Origin of the sequence: Mesorhizobium sp. M0615 (genome assembly GCF_040320805.1) — a bacterium.
In the GTDB taxonomy this organism is placed as follows: Bacteria; Pseudomonadota; Alphaproteobacteria; order Rhizobiales; family Rhizobiaceae; genus Mesorhizobium.
On the sequence record NZ_JAMYQI010000010.1, the window covers coordinates 130,420 to 149,232 of the forward strand.

22 protein-coding genes, 1 other RNA gene and 1 pseudogene are annotated in these 18,813 nt (G+C 62.2%); 14 read left to right on the forward strand and 10 right to left on the reverse strand.

Going from position 1 to position 18,813, the window contains the following annotated elements:
• The first annotated feature begins 62 nt into the window (after nucleotides 1-62).
• The 4 genes from pyc to NKI46_RS19085 all read left to right on the forward strand — a co-directional run bounded on the left by pyc (nucleotide 63) and on the right by NKI46_RS19085 (nucleotide 4,785).
• Entirely contained in the window at nucleotides 63-3,521 is a 3,459-nt protein-coding gene (gene pyc, locus NKI46_RS19070; RefSeq protein WP_352747415.1) for a pyruvate carboxylase, read from the forward strand.
• A 150-nt stretch (nucleotides 3,522-3,671) separates the two neighbouring features.
• Nucleotides 3,672-3,932, forward strand: coding sequence for a DUF2312 domain-containing protein (locus NKI46_RS19075; RefSeq protein WP_023668722.1), 261 nt, complete (start codon nucleotides 3,672-3,674; stop codon nucleotides 3,930-3,932).
• A 93-nt stretch (nucleotides 3,933-4,025) separates the two neighbouring features.
• Complete coding sequence (locus tag NKI46_RS19080) at nucleotides 4,026-4,466, forward strand: hypothetical protein (RefSeq protein WP_023737890.1); 441 nt, start codon at nucleotides 4,026-4,028, stop codon at nucleotides 4,464-4,466.
• Nucleotides 4,467-4,473: 7 nt separating this feature from the next.
• A complete protein-coding gene (locus NKI46_RS19085) occupies nucleotides 4,474-4,785 on the forward strand; it encodes a hypothetical protein (protein WP_031196451.1) in 312 nt (103 codons plus the stop codon).
• A gap of 62 nt (nucleotides 4,786-4,847) precedes the next feature.
• Here NKI46_RS19085 and msrB read toward each other — a convergent pair whose 3' ends face one another.
• The 6 genes from msrB to NKI46_RS19115 all read right to left on the reverse strand — a co-directional run bounded on the left by msrB (nucleotide 4,848) and on the right by NKI46_RS19115 (nucleotide 9,031).
• Entirely contained in the window at nucleotides 4,848-5,252 is a 405-nt protein-coding gene (gene msrB, locus NKI46_RS19090; protein ID WP_023698422.1) for a peptide-methionine (R)-S-oxide reductase MsrB, read from the reverse strand.
• Nucleotides 5,253-5,352: 100 nt separating this feature from the next.
• On the reverse strand, nucleotides 5,353-6,150 hold the full coding sequence (locus NKI46_RS19095) for an MBL fold metallo-hydrolase (RefSeq protein WP_023737889.1): 798 nt from the start codon (nucleotides 6,148-6,150) through the stop codon (nucleotides 5,353-5,355).
• A gap of 16 nt (nucleotides 6,151-6,166) precedes the next feature.
• The gene (locus NKI46_RS19100; RefSeq protein ID WP_352747419.1) at nucleotides 6,167-7,357 is read right to left on the reverse strand and encodes a vWA domain-containing protein; all 1,191 of its coding nucleotides are present in this window, start codon (nucleotides 7,355-7,357) and stop codon (nucleotides 6,167-6,169) included.
• A 9-nt stretch (nucleotides 7,358-7,366) separates the two neighbouring features.
• Entirely contained in the window at nucleotides 7,367-7,627 is a 261-nt protein-coding gene (locus NKI46_RS19105; RefSeq protein WP_050485875.1) for a type II toxin-antitoxin system HicB family antitoxin, read from the reverse strand.
• Between the two features lie 35 nt (nucleotides 7,628-7,662).
• Entirely contained in the window at nucleotides 7,663-8,109 is a 447-nt protein-coding gene (locus NKI46_RS19110; RefSeq protein WP_023684144.1) for a GNAT family N-acetyltransferase, read from the reverse strand.
• A 58-nt stretch (nucleotides 8,110-8,167) separates the two neighbouring features.
• Nucleotides 8,168-9,031, reverse strand: coding sequence for a LysR family transcriptional regulator (locus NKI46_RS19115; RefSeq protein WP_023737887.1), 864 nt, complete (start codon nucleotides 9,029-9,031; stop codon nucleotides 8,168-8,170).
• 141 nt (nucleotides 9,032-9,172) lie between these two features.
• Between NKI46_RS19115 and NKI46_RS19120 the strand changes: the two are divergent.
• Nucleotides 9,173-10,291, forward strand: a pseudogene (locus NKI46_RS19120) (MFS transporter); the annotation flags it as partial.
• A gap of 464 nt (nucleotides 10,292-10,755) precedes the next feature.
• On the opposite strand, the gene NKI46_RS19125 reads toward NKI46_RS19120, so the two are convergent.
• Nucleotides 10,756-11,595: an AAA family ATPase gene (locus tag NKI46_RS19125; protein WP_352459894.1), complete on the reverse strand. Its 840-nt coding sequence runs from the start codon at nucleotides 11,593-11,595 to the stop codon at nucleotides 10,756-10,758.
• Between the two features lie 149 nt (nucleotides 11,596-11,744).
• Between NKI46_RS19125 and ssrS the strand changes: the two genes are divergently transcribed.
• From ssrS to NKI46_RS19150, 5 genes are all read left to right on the forward strand, one after another.
• Nucleotides 11,745-11,900: non-coding RNA, 6S RNA (gene ssrS, locus NKI46_RS19130), on the forward strand.
• Between the two features lie 92 nt (nucleotides 11,901-11,992).
• Nucleotides 11,993-12,577 carry a 5-formyltetrahydrofolate cyclo-ligase gene (locus tag NKI46_RS19135; protein WP_023832606.1) on the forward strand — a complete coding sequence of 195 codons (585 nt, stop codon included), beginning with the start codon at nucleotides 11,993-11,995 and terminating at the stop codon, nucleotides 12,575-12,577.
• 82 nt (nucleotides 12,578-12,659) lie between these two features.
• On the forward strand, nucleotides 12,660-13,187 hold the full coding sequence (locus NKI46_RS19140; RefSeq protein ID WP_352459893.1) for a DUF3592 domain-containing protein: 528 nt from the start codon (nucleotides 12,660-12,662) through the stop codon (nucleotides 13,185-13,187).
• Between the two features lie 56 nt (nucleotides 13,188-13,243).
• The gene (locus NKI46_RS19145; protein ID WP_023726164.1) at nucleotides 13,244-14,068 is read left to right on the forward strand and encodes a TIGR00282 family metallophosphoesterase; all 825 of its coding nucleotides are present in this window, start codon (nucleotides 13,244-13,246) and stop codon (nucleotides 14,066-14,068) included.
• Nucleotides 14,069-14,138: 70 nt separating this feature from the next.
• Nucleotides 14,139-14,900, forward strand: a complete 762-nt coding sequence (locus NKI46_RS19150; protein ID WP_352747424.1) for a TerC family protein — start codon at nucleotides 14,139-14,141, stop codon at nucleotides 14,898-14,900.
• A 22-nt stretch (nucleotides 14,901-14,922) separates the two neighbouring features.
• On the opposite strand, the gene NKI46_RS19155 is transcribed toward NKI46_RS19150, so the two are convergent.
• The 3 genes from NKI46_RS19155 to NKI46_RS19165 are packed head-to-tail and all read right to left on the reverse strand — an operon-like array spanning nucleotide 14,923 to nucleotide 16,298.
• A complete protein-coding gene (locus tag NKI46_RS19155) occupies nucleotides 14,923-15,405 on the reverse strand; it encodes an SRPBCC family protein (RefSeq protein ID WP_023684152.1) in 483 nt (160 codons plus the stop codon).
• Nucleotides 15,406-15,432: 27 nt separating this feature from the next.
• Nucleotides 15,433-15,795, reverse strand: coding sequence for a VOC family protein (locus NKI46_RS19160; protein WP_352459891.1), 363 nt, complete (start codon nucleotides 15,793-15,795; stop codon nucleotides 15,433-15,435).
• A gap of 20 nt (nucleotides 15,796-15,815) precedes the next feature.
• Nucleotides 15,816-16,298 carry an SRPBCC domain-containing protein gene (locus NKI46_RS19165; RefSeq protein ID WP_352459890.1) on the reverse strand — a complete coding sequence of 161 codons (483 nt, stop codon included), beginning with the start codon at nucleotides 16,296-16,298 and terminating at the stop codon, nucleotides 15,816-15,818.
• A 51-nt stretch (nucleotides 16,299-16,349) separates the two neighbouring features.
• Here NKI46_RS19165 and NKI46_RS19170 point away from each other — a divergent pair, with 51 nt between their 5' ends.
• From NKI46_RS19170 to NKI46_RS19185, 4 genes are all read left to right on the forward strand, one after another.
• Nucleotides 16,350-16,673, forward strand: coding sequence for an ArsR/SmtB family transcription factor (locus NKI46_RS19170; protein ID WP_023684155.1), 324 nt, complete (start codon nucleotides 16,350-16,352; stop codon nucleotides 16,671-16,673).
• 181 nt (nucleotides 16,674-16,854) lie between these two features.
• Nucleotides 16,855-17,604 carry a YebC/PmpR family DNA-binding transcriptional regulator gene (locus NKI46_RS19175; protein ID WP_023668740.1) on the forward strand — a complete coding sequence of 250 codons (750 nt, stop codon included), beginning with the start codon at nucleotides 16,855-16,857 and terminating at the stop codon, nucleotides 17,602-17,604.
• Between the two features lie 81 nt (nucleotides 17,605-17,685).
• A complete protein-coding gene (locus NKI46_RS19180) occupies nucleotides 17,686-18,474 on the forward strand; it encodes an RDD family protein (RefSeq protein WP_023829287.1) in 789 nt (262 codons plus the stop codon).
• The gene (locus NKI46_RS19185; RefSeq protein WP_023700268.1) at nucleotides 18,471-18,782 is read left to right on the forward strand and encodes an Rdx family protein; all 312 of its coding nucleotides are present in this window, start codon (nucleotides 18,471-18,473) and stop codon (nucleotides 18,780-18,782) included. Before NKI46_RS19180 ends, NKI46_RS19185 begins: the two co-directional genes overlap by 4 nt.
• The last annotated feature ends 31 nt before the right edge of the window (nucleotides 18,783-18,813 follow it).

Sequence of the window (18,813 nt, forward strand, 5' to 3'; positions counted from 1 at the left end):
TGCAGCATTTTCGCGTTAATCATGCCTCTGCCCCCATCCCTCCCTGTCCGGAGCCTCCTTCCTTGGCCATCACGAAGATCCTCGTCGCCAACAGGTCCGAAATTGCCATCCGCGTCTTTCGCGCGGCCAACGAGCTCGGCCTCAAAACCGTGGCGATCTGGGCCGAGGAGGACAAATATTCGCTTCATCGGTTCAAGGCCGATGAAAGCTACCAGGTCGGGCGCGGGCCGCATCTGGCCAGGGACATGGGGCCGATCGAAAGCTATCTGTCGATCGAGGAAGTGATCCGGGTCGCCAGACTGTCCGGCGCCGACGCCATCCACCCGGGCTATGGCCTCCTGTCGGAAAGCCCTGAATTCGCAGATGCCTGCGCCGAGGCCGGCATCACTTTCATAGGGCCGAAGCCCGACACGATGCGCCGGCTCGGCAACAAGGTCGCCGCGCGCAATCTGGCCATCGAGGTCGGCGTGCCGGTGGTGCCGGCAACCAAACCGCTGCCGGACGACATGGAAGCAGTCAAGCAGCTCGCCAAGACAGTCGGCTATCCGGTGATGCTCAAGGCATCATGGGGCGGCGGCGGGCGCGGCATGCGCGCCATCCGCGCGGAAGCCGACCTCGCCCGCGAGGTGATGGAAGGCAAGCGCGAGGCCAAGGCCGCCTTCGGCAAGGACGAGGTCTATCTCGAAAAGCTGATCGAGCGCGCTCGCCATGTCGAGGTCCAGGTGCTCGGCGACACGCATGGCAACGCTGTACATCTGTTCGAGCGCGACTGCTCGATCCAGCGCCGCAACCAGAAGGTCGTCGAACGGGCGCCGGCGCCCTATCTCAGCGAGGCATTGCGCCAGGAGCTTTGCGGCTATGCGCTCAAGATCGCGCGCGAGACCAGCTATATCGGCGCCGGTACGGTGGAATTCCTGCAGGACGCCGACACCGGCAAATTCTACTTCATCGAGGTCAATCCGCGCATCCAGGTCGAGCACACCGTCACCGAGCAGGTGACCGGCATCGACATCGTCAAGGCGCAGATCCACATACTGGACGGCTTTGCCGTCGGCACGAAAGAGTCGGGCGTGCCGGCGCAGGCCGACATCAGGCTGAACGGTCACGCGCTGCAGTGCCGCATCACGACCGAGGATCCGGAGCATAGTTTCATTCCGGACTACGGCCGCATCACCGCTTATCGCGAAGCCGCCGGTTTCGGCATCCGCCTCGACGGCGGCACCGCCTATTCGGGCGCGGTCATCACCCGCTTCTACGATCCGCTGCTGGAGAAGGTGACTGCCTGGGCCCCGACACCGGCCGAGGCGATCGCCCGCATGAATCGGGCCCTGCGCGAGTTCCGCATCCGCGGCGTGGCCACCAACCTCACCTTCCTCGAGGCAATCATCAACCACCCGCGCTTCGCCGACAATTCCTACACGACCAGGTTCATCGACACGACGCCGGAGCTGTTCGCGCAGGTGAAGCGGCAGGACCGCGCCACCAAGCTGCTCAACTATCTGGCCGACGTCAGCGTCAACGGCCATCCCGAAACCCGCGGCCGACCGATGCCCAAGACCGATGCGGCAGCGCCTGTCGTGCCCTATCTCAACGGCAATGTGCCTGATGGCAGCAAGCAGAAGCTAGACGCGTTGGGGCCGGAGAAATTCGCTGCCTGGATGCGTGAGCAAAAAGAGGTGCTTGTCACCGACACGACGATGCGCGACGGTCACCAGTCGCTGCTCGCCACCCGCATGCGCACGCATGACATTGCCGGCATTGCCGGCACCTATGCGCGGGCGCTGCCGCGGCTGCTGTCGCTGGAATGCTGGGGCGGCGCCACTTTCGATGTCGCCATGCGCTTCCTCACCGAGGATCCGTGGGAGCGGCTGAGCAAAGTGCGCGAAGCGGCCCCCAACCTTTTGCTGCAGATGCTTCTGCGCGGCGCCAATGGCGTCGGCTACACCAACTATCCCGACAATGTCGTGCAACATTTCGTCAGCCAGGCAGCGGCCGGCGGCGTCGACCTGTTCCGCGTCTTCGACTGCCTGAACTGGGTCGAGAATATGCGCGTCGCCATGGACGCGGTGGGCGCCGAGGGCAAGCTGGTCGAAGCGGCGATCTGCTACACCGGCGACATCCTCGATCCGGCGCGCGCCAAATACGATCTCAAATACTATGTCGGGTTGGCGAAAGAATTGCAGGCAGCCGGCGCCCATATCATCGCCGTCAAGGACATGGCCGGGCTTTTGAAGCCTGCCGCCGCCCGCGTGCTGTTCAAGGCGCTGCGCGAAGCCACCGACCTGCCGATCCATTTCCATACCCACGACACGTCAGGCCTATCGGCGGCGACGGTGCTGGCGGGCGTGGAAAGTGGCGTCGACGCCATCGACGCGGCGATGGATTCCTTCTCCGGCAACACCTCGCAGCCTTGCCTGGGCTCGATCGTCGAGGCGCTGAAGGGAACCGAGCGCGATCCCGGCCTCGATCCGCAATGGATCCGCAACATCTCCTTCTACTGGGAAGCGGTGCGCAACCAGTATGCGGCCTTCGAAAGCGACCTCAAGGGGCCAGCCTCGGAAGTCTATCTGCACGAAATGCCGGGCGGCCAGTTCACCAACCTCAAGGAACAGGCGCGTTCGCTGGGGCTGGAAACGCGTTGGCACGAGGTGGCACAAGCCTATCACGACGTCAATTTGATGTTCGGTGACATCGTCAAGGTGACGCCGTCGTCCAAGGTGGTCGGCGACATGGCGCTGATGATGGTGAGCCAGGATCTGACCGTTGCCGACGTCGAAAACCCGGCCAAGGACATCGCCTTCCCGGACTCGGTCGTCTCGATGCTGCGCGGCGATCTCGGCCAGTCGCCCGGCGGCTGGCCTGAGAAGCTGCAGAAGAAGGCGCTGAAGGAAAACAAGCCGATCACCGTGCGGCCGGGCTCGCTGCTCAAACCGGCCGACCTCAAGGCCAGCCGCAAGGAGATCGAGGCGAAGCTGGAGCGCAAGCTTTCGGAGTACGAATTCGCGTCCTGGCTGATGTATCCGAAGGTGTTCACCGACTTCGCCGCCGCGCAGGAAACCTACGGGCCGGTCAGTGTGCTGCCGACGCCGACCTATTTCTACGGCATGAAGTCCGAAGACGAGATCTTCCTGGACATCGAAAAAGGCAAGACGCTTGTAGTGCGCTGCCTTGCGATCGGCGACGTCGATGAGAAGGGCATGGTCACCGTGTTCTTCGAGCTCAACGGCCAGCCGCGCCGTGTCCGGGTGCCTGACAGGGCGCATGGTGCCTCGGCGGCCAAGGCTCGGCGCAAGGCCGAGCCCGGCAACGAGGCGCATGTCGGCGCGCCGATGCCGGGCGTGGTCTCCGCCCTTTCGGTTGCCGCCGGCCAAGCGGTCAAGGCCGGCGACGTGCTGTTGTCGATCGAAGCCATGAAGATGGAGACGGCCCTGCATGCCGAGCGCGACGGCACCGTGGCCGAAGTGCTGGTCAAGGCCGGCGATCAGATCGATGCGAAGGATCTGTTGATCGCGTTTGGCTGACGCGCGGATCCATCACACTGGGGACGGCTGGCAGCAGCCGTTCACGAAGCGCCGATAATGGCTTGACCCGCCGCGCCTGCTCGGGCATCGAACCCGCTCCCAATTTACCGCGCCAGAATCGCGGTGCTTAAAAAGTAGCGGAGAAAAAACATGGCCGACGACATCACAGATACCAGCCAGACTGTTGCCGCCGGCCAGTTGCGCGCCTTCATCGAGCGCATCGAGCGGCTCGAGGAAGAAAAGAAGACCATCGCCGACGACATCAAGGAAGTGTTCGCCGAGGCCAAGGGCACCGGCTTCGACACCAAGGCGATGCGGTCGATCATCCGGCTGCGCAAGAAGGACCAGGCCGAGCGCCAGGAAGAGGAAACCATCCTCGATCTCTACAAGGCCGCGCTCGGCATGGTGTAAGGCTGTCTGGAAATTCTACTCCGGCTGATATCGCCGGAGCGAATTTCGAAACAGTCTCGGGCCAAGGAATGATGCTGGAACGGGCATCGAACCATGAGCGAATTCGACTTCGGCGCCCGCCGCGCCTCTGAATTCCGCCAACGCAGCTTCTGGGCGCTGTTCGCCGAACGGCATCCGGAGGAACGCGCTTCCATGGCGCGGCGCGGACCCTGGTTCTGGCAGCGCGGGCTGCCTGACTTCGCTCTGGTCCTGTCCATGTATGTCGCGCCGGCGCAAAGCCAAGTTGGCGTCTTTTTCGGCCGTAACGAGATGTTCGGCGCGACCGGGGTCTGGTCGCGGCTGAAGCCGTTCCAACCGGCAATCGAAGACAGGCTGAAGCTCAGGCCGGAGCAGAGCTGCGAGGCCCTCGGCATCAATTCGATGTGGCGGGTGAACTGCTATGCCGAGGACAACTGGCCGGCCATGGCCGACTGGCTGGTGACGGAATGCTCGCGCTTCGAGCGCGCCGTCACCGACGTGCTGAGAGAGGGATAGCTATCAGGTGTTGGTGCAAAGCATCGGATCCTTCTTCGGCTCGCGCTGGCAAGGCGCGGTTCCGGTCGAGCGGTTGTTCTGGCGCGATCTAGTCCTTGTCGGCACGGCGATCAACATCACCTCGTCGGTGGCCGCGCTCATTCTGCTCGGCTTGAAGCTGCCGCTCGCCGTCGTCCTGGCGGTGCATTTCGCGCCCGTGCCCTACAACATCTTTCTGACCTTTGCCGTCTGGCGAACCACGGAAAAATCCAGTGGCGCCAAGGCTTCGTTGATGACGCTCGGGGCTACGCTTTGGCTGATCCTGGTGGTGGTTGTCTGAGAAGATTGACACGAAAAAGGGCGGCCGAAGCCGCCCTTTGAAGATGGTGGTCAAGCCGCGGCTTAAGCCGCCGGCTCGAATTTCAGCGCCACGCCGTTGATGCAATAGCGCAGGCCGGTCGGCGGCGGGCCGTCCTCGAAGACATGGCCGAGATGGCTGCCGCAGCGGGCGCAGTGGCATTCGGTGCGGACCATGCCGTAGCTGCGGTCGACGGTGTTTTCGACCGAACCGGGCACCGGATCATTGAAGCTCGGCCAGCCGGTGCCGCTCTCGAACTTGAGCTTGGATTCGAACAGCGGCTGGTCGCAGCCGACGCAGGAAAAGGTGCCGGCGCGCTTTTCGTAGAGCAGCGCGCAGCTTCCGGGCCGTTCGGTGCCATGGCCGCGCATGACCGCATATTGCTCGGGCGTCAGGCGGGCGCGCCATTCGGCGTCGGTGCGGGTGATAGGGTAGGTGTGGGTGTCCATTTGATCTCCTCAGCCTTGGCGGCTTGTTGTTGGTTGCAAGCTATATTCGCTTAGAGATAGGCGTTTGTTACGTGTTTTGCTCGCATTTTCAGCCGAGCTCCTACCCAATCGCCTGAAGATAGCGGGCGATCGACGCATGAAATGCCGTTCTTGCGCCGCCGATGATGTTCTGCTGCCACCACGCGCCGTAGATGTCGTCGAATTCGAAAGGCTCAAGTGCCGCCGCGATGCGTCGCACGGCCGGCGCATTGAGCGGAATGTAGTTCGGATAGCTGTACATGAAGCTGACATGGCGACGCGTCGGCGTCACCTGCAATATGTCGCCGGACAGCAGGGCGTTACCGCCATCGCGTTTCCAATGCAGCACCTGGCCGCCGGCAAAATGGCCACCGCAACGCACGAGTGTCAGCGACGGGTTTATGGCCAGCGTCTCGCCCGCCCAGCTGACGATGGCGTTGTGCGGCCGCATGATCCACTGGCGGTCGTCGGCATGGAGATAGATCGGCACGCCGCCAAACGCCTCGCACCACTCGACCATCACCGAATAATAGTGGCAGTGCGAAATGGCGATCGCGGCCAGGCCGCCGCGACGGTTGATTTCGGCTACCGCCTCGTCGCTCACCATCGAGATGCAATCCCACAGCACATTGCCGTGCGGCGTCTGCGCCAGCAGCGCCCGCTGGCCGATAGCAAAGCGCGGCTCGATGCCGAAAGCGAGAACGCCGGCATCGTCCTTCATCACAAGCCTATGCCCGGCAGAGAGTTCTTCCCCAGTGGTCCAGGCCTGGCCTTCCCAGCGCACATATTGCCGCTCGTCCTCGCAGATCGGGCAATTTTCTGGAGGGGTCTGCGTTGCCGCGAACTGGACGCCGCATTGCGGGCAAAGAAAGCAGGTCATCGGTTTTCCTCTCATATCAATGCTTGCGTGAGAGCTGCTTCGTCGCGGCTTCCAACCCGGCCAGCGTCAGTGGGAACATGCGGCCGCCGAAGAGATCGCGGATCATCGCGATCGAATGGGTGAAGCCCCAGTTTTTCTGGTTTTCGGGGTTCAGCCAGACCGCATTCGGCCATTGCTGGATGAGGCGGCCAAGCCAGACACTGCCGGCTTCCGGGTTCCAATGCTCGACCGAACCGCCGGGATGCGCGATCTCGTAAGGGCTCATCGAGGCATCGCCGACGACGATCACCTTGTAGTCGGGGCCGTATTTGTGAAGCAGATCGAAGGTCGGGATGGCCTCGGCATGCCTGCGCCGGTTGGCCTTCCAGACGCCCTCGTAAAGGCAGTTGTGGAAGTAAAAATATTCGAGCCGGCGGAATTCGGCGCGGGCGGCCGAAAACAGCTCCTCGACGCTTTTGATGTGGTCGTCCATCGAGCCGCCGACATCGAAGAACATCAAGAGCTTCACGGCGTTGCGCCGTTCGGGGCGCGTCTGCACATCGAGATAGCCGTGCTCGGCGGTGGCATGGATGGTGCCGGGCAGGTCGAACTCTTCCTCCGCACCCTCGCGCACCCAGCGACGCAGGCGCTTCAGCGCCACCTTGATGTTGCGGGTGCCGAGCTCGACGGCGTCGTCGAAATTTTTGAACTCGCGCTTGTCCCAGACTTTCACCGCACGGCGATTGCGGCTTTCATGCTGGCCGATGCGCACGCCTTCGGGATTGTAGCCATAGGCGCCGAAAGGCGAAGTGCCGCCGGTGCCGATCCATTTCGAGCCGCCCTGGTGGCGGCCTTTCTGTTCCTCCAGCCGCTCCTTCAGTGTCTCCATCAGCTTGTCGAAACCGCCGAGCGCCTCGATCAGTTTCTTCTCTTCCTCGGTCAGGTGCTTTTCGGCGAGCCGGCGCAGCCATTCCTCAGGGATGTTGGCGACACCGACGGCATCGGGGCCGGTGAGCGCCTCGATCCCCTTGAAGACATGCGCAAACACCTGGTCGAAGCGGTCGATATGGCGTTCGTCCTTCACAAGCGCGGCGCGGGCGAGGTAGTAAAAACCCTCGACGTCATAGTCGACCAGCCCGGCCTCCAGCCCTTCCAGCAGCGACAGATATTCCCTGAGCGAAACGGGAACGCGCGCGGCCTTTAGTTCGAGAAAGAAGGGGAGGAACATGGTTGGCCGTTATCTATGCCGAACGGTCACGGCTGAGTCGCCACGGGCACTGTCGATTTCGCCGGATTGCAGAAGATTTGCCACAGTACGTGGGTTGGGCATGGGCAAGTGCTTTGCGATGCGGGCTTCCGCCCATTCGCGCATAGCCGAGGCGGCATCGGCTATCGCTTCCGCCGGGTTTGCGCCGGCCCCGTGGCAGCCGGCGAGATCGGGCATCCGCACTCCCCAAACGCCGTCACTGCCATCCAGGATTCCGACATAGCGGATCATTCGGCTCCTTCCGCGTTATTTCGATCGCGCTCGCATCATAGCAGATCATACTCGATAAAACCTGTCCGCCGCGCGACATGGTCGTAGAGCTTGCGCGCTGTGGCGTTGGTTTCGTGGGTCATCCAATAGACGTTCTTGACGCCGATCTTGTCGGCTTCCTGCTTGACCGCTTCAATGAGGGCCGCACCGATGCCCTTGCCGCGCACATCAGGGTCGGCGAACAGGTCCTGCAGGTAGCAGTTGTTTTTCTCCGACCAGCCGGAGCGGTGATAGAGATAATGGGTCAGGCCGACCGCCTTGCCGTCGAGCGTGGCGATAAACCCCTTCGGTTCGAATTCACCTTCCGTGAACAGTCGTTTCCAGGTGATGTCGTAGACCTCGTCCGGCAGCTTGGTCTCGTAGAAGGTGAGGTAGGCAGTCCACAGCCGCCGCCAGTCGGCATGGTCGGCCAGCGCCAGCGGGCGGACGGTGATCTCGGTCATTTCGGTTCCTCCAAAGCCTTATCGGATTCCGGCGGAATCAGATCGGAAACACCATCGCCTAATCCACCGGCGAATTGTACTCGCGAAATGCGGTTGCCAGCATCTGCAGCGCGTCACGCGCGCGCGGCGCCAGATTGTGCGAATGCAGCACCACTTCGGAAGGGTCAAGCGATGGAAGACCAAGTTTGCGGCCAACCTCGATCAGGCCGGGCGGAGCGACGCAGTGAGCCAGCGCCGAAACGGCAAAGCCCGCCGATATCGCAATGTTGACGGCCGCGCCGCCGCCGCCGACGAAGGCCTCCTCCCAGGCGATGCCTGCTTTGTCCAGCGCCTCGACCGCCCGCACACGATCCGGACAGTTGCACACGGTGCTTAAGAGCGCGAGGCGCAACGGCGTTCCGCGCTGCCACTCGAAGGAAGGTGCGGCGAACCAGCCATAGTGGTTGCGCGACAAGGTCCGGCCAGGACGGCTGTCGCCTTCGCGGTGCACGATAACCGCGTCGAGCTCGCCGTGATCGAAAGCTTCCTTGAGCACCGTGCTGGTATCGATCCTCAAACTGAGCGTCAGCGATGGATCGTGCGCATGGAGCTGGGCAATCAGAATGGACAGCGCCGGACCGGCGGCATGATCGACAAAGCCGAGCGCAAGCCGGCACGGTGCTGACGCAAACTCCGCCATGGCGCGCTCGTGCGCGGCAAGGAAGTCGCGCGCGGCGGGGAGGAAGACGGCGCCTCGTGCCGACAGGCTGACGCGGCGCGGCGTTCTTTCAATCAATCGCGCGCCCAGCTTCTCCTCAAGGCGGCGCAGCTTGACGCTGATCGTCGCCTGCGTGCTGCCCAGCGCCGTGGCCGCCTGGGTGAAGCTCTGCAGATCGGCCACCATCACAAAGGTTCGTACGGCGTCCACATCAAGACTGGTCATCGCAGCACTCCATTGGCCAACCATTCGATTTTGTCATTTCTGATATAGCCGAGCATAGTCTTTTTTCATGGTCAAGTCTCCTCTATGTCAAACTGGTCGCGGTTTGAAGAGCGCCGCATGTTCCGATGGAAAGAGATCGATATGCCAATTCAACGAAACACCATCGCGCTCACCGGCGTGTGCTTGGCGTCGCTCTTGTTCGGGCTCGAAATCTCCAGCGTGCCGGTGATCCTGCCGAAACTGGAAAGCGTGCTCGCCGCCGATTTCAAAGACCTGCAATGGATCATGAACGCCTACACCATTGCCTGCACCACGGTGCTGATGGCGACAGGGACATTGGCCGACCGTTTCGGCCGCAAGAGCGTGATGGTGATCACCACCGTCGCCTTCGGCCTCTCCTCGCTGCTGTGCGGTCTGGCGCCGAGTGCGGCGCTGCTGATCGCCGCCCGCTTCCTGCAAGGTCTCGCCGGCGGCGCGATGCTGACCTGCAGCGTCGCCGTGCTGTCGCATCAGTTCCAGGATGGCCGCGAACGCGGCAAGGCTTTTGTTGCCTGGAGCGTCGTCTCAGGCATCGGGCTTGGTTTCGGTCCCGCCATTGGCGGCCTGATCGTGGCGCTGTCGAACTGGCAGTGGGTGTTCCTCATCCACGTGCCGCTGGCGCTCCTGGCGCTCGCCTTTATCGGCGCCGGCGTCACGCAATCGCGCGATCACAATGCCCAGAAACTCGACTGGGCCGGCATGCTGACGCTGTCGGCTTCTGTGTTCGGCTTCTCCTATCTGATCACGCAGGGTGCGGATCTCGGGACCAGCGCCCGCATCGGCGTGATATCAGCCTCCGTGGCTGCGTTCATCGCTTTCCTTGTCGCCGAGAGGGTCAATCCCTATCCGATGTTCGATTTCTCCGTGTTCCGCATCCGCCAGTTTTCCGGCGCGATCATGGGCGCCATCGGCATGAATTTCAGCTACTGGCCGTTCATCATCTATCTGCCGATCTATTATTCCGGCGTTCTCGGCTACGACAGCACGACGACCGGCCTGCTGTTGCTCGTCTACACGCTGCCGTTCATGGTGATGCCGCCGATCGCCGAGCGCATTCGCGCGCGCTATCAGGCGCGAATTGCCATCCCGCTCGGTCTGCTGACGCTAGCGATCGGTTTCATCGCCATGTGGATCGGCTCCAGGCTCGAGGGCGCCACCTGGCTGACCATGCTGCCGGGCACCCTGATTGCTGGCATCGGCATCGGTCTCACCAATTCGCCGACCACAAACACCACGACCGGCGCGGTATCGCCGGATCGCGCCGGCATGGCGTCCGGCATCGACATCAGCGCACGCCTGATCACGCTCGCTATCAACATCGCGGTGCTCGGCCTGCTGCTGACGCAAGGTATCGTTTCCTACCTGCGGACCACACTCGGCGCGGCTTTGGAGCCGGATGAGTTGCGGGCGCTGGCGGAAAGGATCGCCACCGGCAATCTGGACGGCCTTGCGCAGGGGACGCCGAAGCTCGCAGCCCTCGACCCGTCCGGCGCCATCGTGTATGCCGCCCTGGTCAACGGTTTCGGCTGGGTCATGCTCTATTGCGGGAGTAGGCGTTCTCGCCCTGTCGGTCATCGGCTTCGTCATCTTCGGGCCGAAGCGCGTCGCGCCGCAGGAGACAGGGCTTGCGGCGGCCGAGTGATCGGCCGAAGCCCGCTCATAGCGCTCAGCCCGCCCGCCGATCCTTATCCCTGCCGCCTGGCCATGAAAGCAAGGCGCTCAAACAGATGCACGTCCTGCTCGTTCTTCAGCAGCGCGCCGTGCAGTTTCGGCAGCGCGTTCCTGGGGTCGGCGCGCAGATCCTCGGGTGCGATGTCGTCGGCGACCAGCAGGCGGATCCAGTCGAGCACCTCGGAGGTCGACGGCTTCTTCTTCAACCCCTGCACGTCGCGGATTTCGTAGAACTGGGTCAGGGCAGCACGCACCAAATTCTGCTTTATGCCGGGATAGTGCACGTCGACGATTTTGTGCAGCGTGTCGACATCGGGAAAGCGGATGTAGTGGAAGAAGCACCGGCGCAGGAAGGCGTCGGGCAGTTCCTTCTCATTGTTGGAAGTGATGATGACGATGGGGCGCACAGCGGCGCGGATCGTTTCGCCGGTTTCGTAGACGAAGAACTCCATCCGATCGAGTTCCTGCAGCAGGTCGTTGGGGAATTCGATATCGGCCTTGTCGATCTCGTCGATCAACAGCACGACCTTCTTACCGGCCGCGAAGGCGTCCCAGAGCTTGCCGCGCTTGATGTAGTTTTTGATGTCGTTGAACCTGGCATCGCCGAGCTGGCTGTCGCGCAGCCGCGAGACAGCATCATATTCATACAGTCCCTGCTGCGCACGGGTGGTCGACTTGACGTGCCATTCGATCAGGTCGAGGCCGAGCGCCGATGCCACCTGGCGGGCAAGCTCGGTCTTGCCGGTGCCCGGCTCGCCCTTGACCAGCAATGGCCGCTCCAGCGCGATCGCGGCGTTCACCGCCACCATCAGATCCTTGTCGGCGACATAGGCCGCCGTGCCTTCGAAACGCATACTTGCTCCTCGGTTGGTGAGCGCGACCATAAGGACGCTGCTTGACCTGTGCAAGGGCGAGCCGGCTGCGACGCAAGGGTGTGAGATCGAAATGGAAACATCGGCTCATGTCACTAGCGCTTGACCGACCAGCCGCCTATATTGGGCTTGGCGGTCTGCGCTTCCCGGCAGGAGAACATTTTCCCCGGGGCCTTAACGATCCTTAGGGAGCTGTCCCTGGGAAGACCCGTGGGTTTTCTCATACGGCGCCCACCTACTTTGTAGGTTCCCGGGATCGCTCTCTCCACCGGTTGTGTGGATCGTCACTTACCTGTATCCGCCCAGTTTGGCGGATGATGTGGTAGAAAACGTCGCTCATGAAACGTCACCCAGATCCGACCTTTTCTATCGTCCGCGCATGACATCTCCCAAAGCCCTGAAAAAGCAGCTGCGCCTCGAGGCACTCGGCCGCCGCGATGCGCTCGATCCGCTGTGGCGGGTGGAGATCGCGCTTGAGATGGCCGAGACGGCGCGCGACCACCTCGCCATCGAGCCGGGTCAGATCGTTTCAGCTTTCTGGCCGATGCGATCGGAAGTCGACATCAGGCCGCTGATGTTCGCCTTGCGCGAGAAGGGGGCCAGGCTTTGCCTGCCGGCCATCCTCGACAAGACCACCATCGTCTTTCGCGAACTGGTGCGCGGCGCGCCGATGGTCGAGATGGGTTTTGGCACGGTCGGTCCGCATGCGGAGGCCGAGGTTCTCGATCCCGCGGTGATGCTGGTGCCGCTCGCGGCCTTCGACAGCCGCGGTCATCGCATCGGGTATGGCGCCGGCTATTACGACCGCGCCATCGCCAGGCTGATCGACAAGGGCCAGCCGCCACGACTGATCGGCATCGCTTTCGATTGCCAGGAGGTGGGTCTCGTGCCGGATGAGGCGCACGACGTCATCATCCCGGAAATACTGACCGAGAGCGGTTTGCGCCGCTTCGACATCGCTTAAAAGACCGCGATCCCGCTTAACGCGTTTCCAAGACGTGCCGGATAGTATTCCGGCAACACAGTCCGAGCCGATGGCGGCCATCATGTTTGTCTTCGCACGCTTCCTGCTGATGCCGTTCGTCCTCATAGCAGTGACGCTGTTCGCGATGGCATTGCACATTTCCGGAACGGCCCTGCACCACCAGTTCGCCTGGCATCAGACGGTTGCCACAGTGACGGATGTCAGTTCCTACAGCGAAGCCCAGGGTAATGGCCTCACCACGAAAGGCATCAACGTCGCTGTCACCTATGTCGCGAACGATGCACCGATGACGTGGTCCGGCAAGGGAAAGGACATCGGCCTCTACAAGGCGTCCAAAGGCGACGCGGTGAAGTTGTATTACAACCCTGCCAATCCATCGATCCTCGATACCGCGGCGATGAAGGGCTGGCGCGGCGGGCTGTTGCTCCTGGCCGCTACTGGTGGGTTCACTGTTTTTTACGTGTGGTTCTTCTGGCTGCGCGGACGCACCGCACCGCCGGCGTCACCGATGATGCCTTCGGCAGTTCGCGTTGCGGGCGCGAGCGCCAAGCCGCCTCAACAGCAGCGTGGTACTTTCGGCCGGCGTTAGCGCCAATCGCCCGGGTAGCGCTTGCCTAGCGTCCGTGCCTCTGGATAGAAGTGGGCATGAGACTTCTCTTCCTCGGCGACATGGTGGGCAAATCGGGACGTACGGCGGTGTGGGAACAACTGCCCGGCCTGATCTCGGATTTCAAACTCGACTTCGTCATCGTCAATGGCGAGAACGCCGCCGGCGGCTTCGGCATCACCGAAGACATTTTTCGCGACACCATCGCCGCCGGTGCGGATGTCGTCACCACCGGCAACCATGTCTGGGACCAGCGCGACGCACTGGTCTTCGCGCCGCGCGAGGAGCGCTTCTTGCGCCCGTCCAACTTCCCCAAGGGCACGCCGGGGCGCGGTTCCGGCGTCTATATCGCCAAAAACGGTGCGCGCGTGCTGGTCGCCAACATCATGGGCCGGGTGTTCATGCATCCCGAGCTCGACGATCCGTTCCAGGCCGGCGAGCGCGAGCTTGCCGCCTGTCCGCTGGGCGAGCAGGCCGATGCCGTGGTGATCGACTTCCATGCCGAAGCGACGTCGGAGAAAATGTGCTTCGCGCATTTCGTCGACGGCCGCGCCAGCCTCGTCATCGGCACCCATACGCACCAGCCGACGGCGGACCACCAGATCCTCAATGGCGGCACCGGCTACATGTCCGATGCCGGCATGTGCGGAGACTATGATTCCTCGCTCGGCATGGACAAGGAAGAGCCGCTCAACCGCTTCCTGTCGAAAGTTCCGAAAGGCCGCTTCGAGGCGGCCACCGGACCGGCGACATTGTGCGGCGTCGGCGTCGACATTTCCGACCGGACGGGCCTGGCCGAAAAGATCGCGCCGTTTCGTCGCGGGCCGCGGCTTGAAGAAACCGCGCCATCCTTCTGGTCGTGACATTGATATGGTGGAATATAGTACCTAACTGGCGACGAAACTGCTCTAGATCGTAGAGGGGACGACCTCCATGCAGCTCGTTGAATTCCTGGCGCCGCATTTTCAATTTGTTTCCGACCCCACCGCGTGGGTCGCGTTGCTGACGCTGATCGTCCTCGAGGTCGTGCTCGGCATCGACAATCTGATCTTCATCTCGATCCTGACCAACAAATTGCCTGAGGCGCAGCGCGCCCGCGCCCGCCGTCTCGGCATCTCGGCGGCGCTGATCATGCGGCTGGTGCTGCTCGCAACCATCTCCATCATCGTGCAGCTGACGACGCCGGTGTTCACAGCGTTCGGCCATGGCTTTTCCTGGCGCGACCTGATCCTGATTGCCGGCGGCCTGTTCCTGGTCTGGAAGGCGACCAAGGAAATCCACCACGCCGTCGATCCCGACGACCACAAGGATACGATGATGGGCGAGACGCTGCAGATCTCGCTTGCCGGCGCCATCTTCCAGATCCTGCTGCTCGATCTCGTCTTTTCGATCGATTCGATCATCACCGCCGTCGGCATGACCGACGAGATTGCCATCATGTACATCGCCGTGATCGTGGCGGTGAGCGTGATGATGCTGGCGGCCGGGCCGCTGGCCAACTTCATCGCCAAGAACCCGAGCATCGTCATGCTGGCGCTGGGCTTCCTGCTGATGATCGGCATGACGCTGATCGCCGACGGCATGAGCTATCATGTGCCGAAGGGCTACATCTACGCCGCCATGGGTTTTTCCGCCCTGGTCGAGGGCCTGAACATGCTGGCGCGGCGGCGCAAAAAATCCGGCGGCGGGCATTGAGGCTGGCGCCGCAGGGGCGGCCCTAGCGCCCCGGCATGCCGTTTGGGTAGCGGTCGCCGATCAGGCCAAGCGACAGGCCCTGTTCCAGCCATGCCTTTGCGCCGGCAAGAACCAGTGCGAAGCCGTCGGTCGAGCCGACCGCCTGCTTGACCTGCTCGTCGGCGGTGCCGGCGAAGCCGAAATTGCTGACCTCAAGAAAGGTCGCACCGTCAGGCGTTTCGGCGCCGGGCATCTCCGTGAATGTCCACACCACAGTGGTCGGCGGATCGCTCCATTGCATGACGATCTTCTTGTTCTCGACGATCTCGCTGACATTGACCATCGCCGAGGCGCCGTACATGCGCCACTCCCAGCGAACCTCTTTGCCGCTATCCAGCCGGCCGCTACTGTGGGTAAACCAGAATTTCGTGGTGATGGCCGGGTTGACGATCGCCTCGAAGACCTCGTCGACCGGCCGCTTAATCAGCATGCCGGCTTCGGCAGTCGGCGTTTTGTGAATTTCCATCGATGCTCCTTCTTGTCCGGTTTGCGCTCACCAGGCGTCAGGCTCGCGCACCGTGTGAACGATGCTGGCCGGGTTGGCGATCCAGAAGCCGCGAAAGCCTTCGCCCAGGGGCTCGACCGCGTCGCAACGGACGACGCCGGCCTTGGCGAGATGATCCGCAATGGCTGCAGAATCGTCGGTGAAAAGCTCAAGCCAGACTTCGGCCTGGCTCAGCATCGGCGCCTCGTCGATCCACAGACGGTTTGGGCCAAGCTCGAAGCCGATGGCCGGCGTCTTGGCGGTGACTGGCTTCAAGCCGACGACATCACGATAGAAGGCGATCGTCGCCTCGTACTGGTGCGGCGGCACCTTCATGGCGATGTTGATGCCACCGGTGATCTTCGCGGTCATTGCGGGCTCCGTTGCGCGGTTCATCTGTTTGTCTCGTTGGCCGGCTCGCCCCTCATCTCGCCGCGGTAGTAGCCGTCGCGCAGATTGATGCCGTATTCGACATAGGCCTTCATGCAGGCCAGCATCTGCGACCAGCCCTCGCAATTGAGGTAGGATTTCTGCAGGCCGACCACGCCTTCCGGCCAGCCGGATTCAGCAATGGTCACAAGGGTGCCGCCATCGTCCAGCGGCTCGAAGTTCATCTCGATGCGTGTCTTGTAGGCGGGCTTGCCTTCGGCATCGGTGGCATCCCAGCGCAGCACGATATGGCGGTCCTTGATCACCTCATCGACTTCGACGGGCACCTTGCCCCACCAGACCACCCCGGTGCCGGCCTTCAGCGGCGCGCTGGCGCCGCCGATGGTGGTGAAATAGCCGCTGAGCTTCTCCGGATTGACGACTGCGTCGAAGACTTCTGCGACCGGTTTGCCGATGCGTCCGGAAACTCTGAATCCAAGAGACATATCCACAGCTCCTTCCTTGATTGGCTCGACGACATGTTATATAAACATAACATGTCAAGCCAAACCGCGGACGATCACGTTTTCAAGGCGTTGGCGCATCCGCGCCGTCGCGAATTGCTGGATCAGCTGAAGGATGCGCCGCAGACGACCGGCATGTTGTGCGAGGCGTTTCCCGACATCGATCGCTGCACCGTCATGCTGCATCTCAAGGTGCTGGAAGAAGCCGAACTGGTGGTGGCAAAGCGCCAAGGGCGCGAGCGCTGGAACCATCTCAACGCGCTGCCGATCAAGCACATCCACGACCGCTGGATCAGCCAGTATGCCGGCCATGCGCTCAGCATTATCGACCGGCTGAAGTCCGATCTGGAGGGCTGAACCGGCGCGGCTGGACGAATTGAGCCGATTTATCTATAAGCCGGCCATTCCGACAGAGAACGCCGTGCATCCATCGCGTTGCACCTTGGACGGCTCTGAAAATTTGAGTTCGAGTATCGCGGAAGACGAGGTGAGATCACCTCGTTTCGGGATGCTCTTAGCCTAAGACGACAGGGGTGCCATGGCTGGCCATTCACAGTTCAAGAACATCATGCACCGCAAGGGCCGCCAGGATGCGGTGCGGTCGAAAATGTTTTCCAAGCTGGCGCGCGAAATCACCGTCGCCGCCAAGAGCGGAACACCGGATCCGTCGATGAACCCGCGTTTGCGCCTGGCCATTCAGAACGCCAAGGCGGTGTCGATGCCGAAGGACAACATCCAGCGCGCCATTAACAAGGCGTCGATGGGCGATGCCGAGAATTACGAAGCGGTGCGCTATGAAGGCTATGGGCCGGGCGGCGTGGCGCTGATCGTCGAGGCGCTGACCGACAACCGCAACCGCTCGGCCTCGAATGTGCGCGCCGCCTTCACCAAAGCCGGCGGTGCGCTTGGTGAAACCGGCTCGGTGTCGTTCATGTGGAACCGCGCCGGCGAGATTTACTATCCGGCCTCCGCCGGCAGCGCCGACAAGGTGATGGACGCGGCGATCGAGGCCGGCGCCGATGACGTCGAGTCCGACGAGGAAGGCCACACCATCTACTGTGCGTTCGAGAGTATGGGCGAAGTGTCTAAGGCGCTGGAAGCCTCGCTTGGCGAGGCCGAATCGGTGAAGCCGATCTGGCAGCCGCAGAACAATGTCCCGGTCGACGAAGAGCGGGCGCAATCGCTGATGAAACTGGTGGCAACGCTCGAGGACGATGACGACGTGCAGAGCGTCTACGCCAATTTCGAGGTCGACGACGAGACCATGGCCAAGCTCAGCGCGGCGTAGGTCCGTGCAATACAGTCGGATGCGAATATTGCTGTATGACGGCGGCCTGCCTATAGATTAGTCAGTTATCAGGGGGGGCCGATGACCGACTATAAAGAGGCAAGTTTTGCCGATGCGGTGGCCTGGCCTCGCCGGCCCGGCATATGGCGACGGTTTCTCGCTGCACTCATCGACTACCTTGTAATCCTGATCGCCCTCTATTTGCTCGTAGGGGCTCTATTTCTGCTGACCAACGGTGGCGTAAAAGGCAGCTTTTGGCTGAACTGGAAACTATGCCAGGAGGGTACGGTTCACGGTGCCCCGACACTTGCCCGTTATGATTGGCAGGTGTGTAGAACATCAGTACTCGGTTTGCCGGTCGCCATATGGAGCGTGGGTACGGCGCCGGGCTCAAAGCCTGGAGAAACCTCCTCCATCTCGATCGATCTGGATTCGCAAGGGAATTTCAGGCCTGCAGCATTGGACCTGGGTTTCCTCGAGCTGATCGCTCTGGCGTCTTATCTCCTCATTATGGAGTTGAAGTCCGGCCAATCAATCGGCAAGCGGCTCACGGAGCTCACTGTACATGATGAGGACGACAGACATAGGGCCGGCCTGCCGGCGAGAAAGGCTGTTCGGCGGCAACTTATCAAGTTTCTCGGCGCATTACCGATCGTCCTGACGGGAAGCTGGTATGCTTTTCAGGCTTGGGGCACCGCTCCCGGTGGCGTGCAGGATTACTCCAGCCTGGAAATAGTGGTTGCATCCGCTGCCCTCGTTTTGGTGCTGATCTGGCCGGTCTGGATTGCGATATCCATAGCTCTGGGCGACGACCCGATACACGATCGATTCGCAAATACCACGGTGCGCATACAGGAGGCCCAGACATGAGTGTGCCGGAGAGGCCCCGCGTGGTCATCACCTATTGCACGCAGTGCCAGTGGCTGTTGCGGGCCGGCTGGATGGCGCAGGAACTGCTCTCCACCTTCGGCACGGATCTTGGTGAAGTGACGCTGGTGCCGGGCACAGGCGGCATCTTCACCGTTTCCTGCAACGATGTGCTGGTCTGGGACCGCAAGCGCGACGGCGGCTTTCCCGATGCCGCCAAGCTCAAGCAGCTGGTGCGCGACGTCATCGATCCGGGCCGCGATCTCGGTCATTCCGACCGCAAGGGTCACTCGCAAAAGGACCCCGCTTGAGGCGAGGTCCTTGCGTTTGCGAAGTGTCATT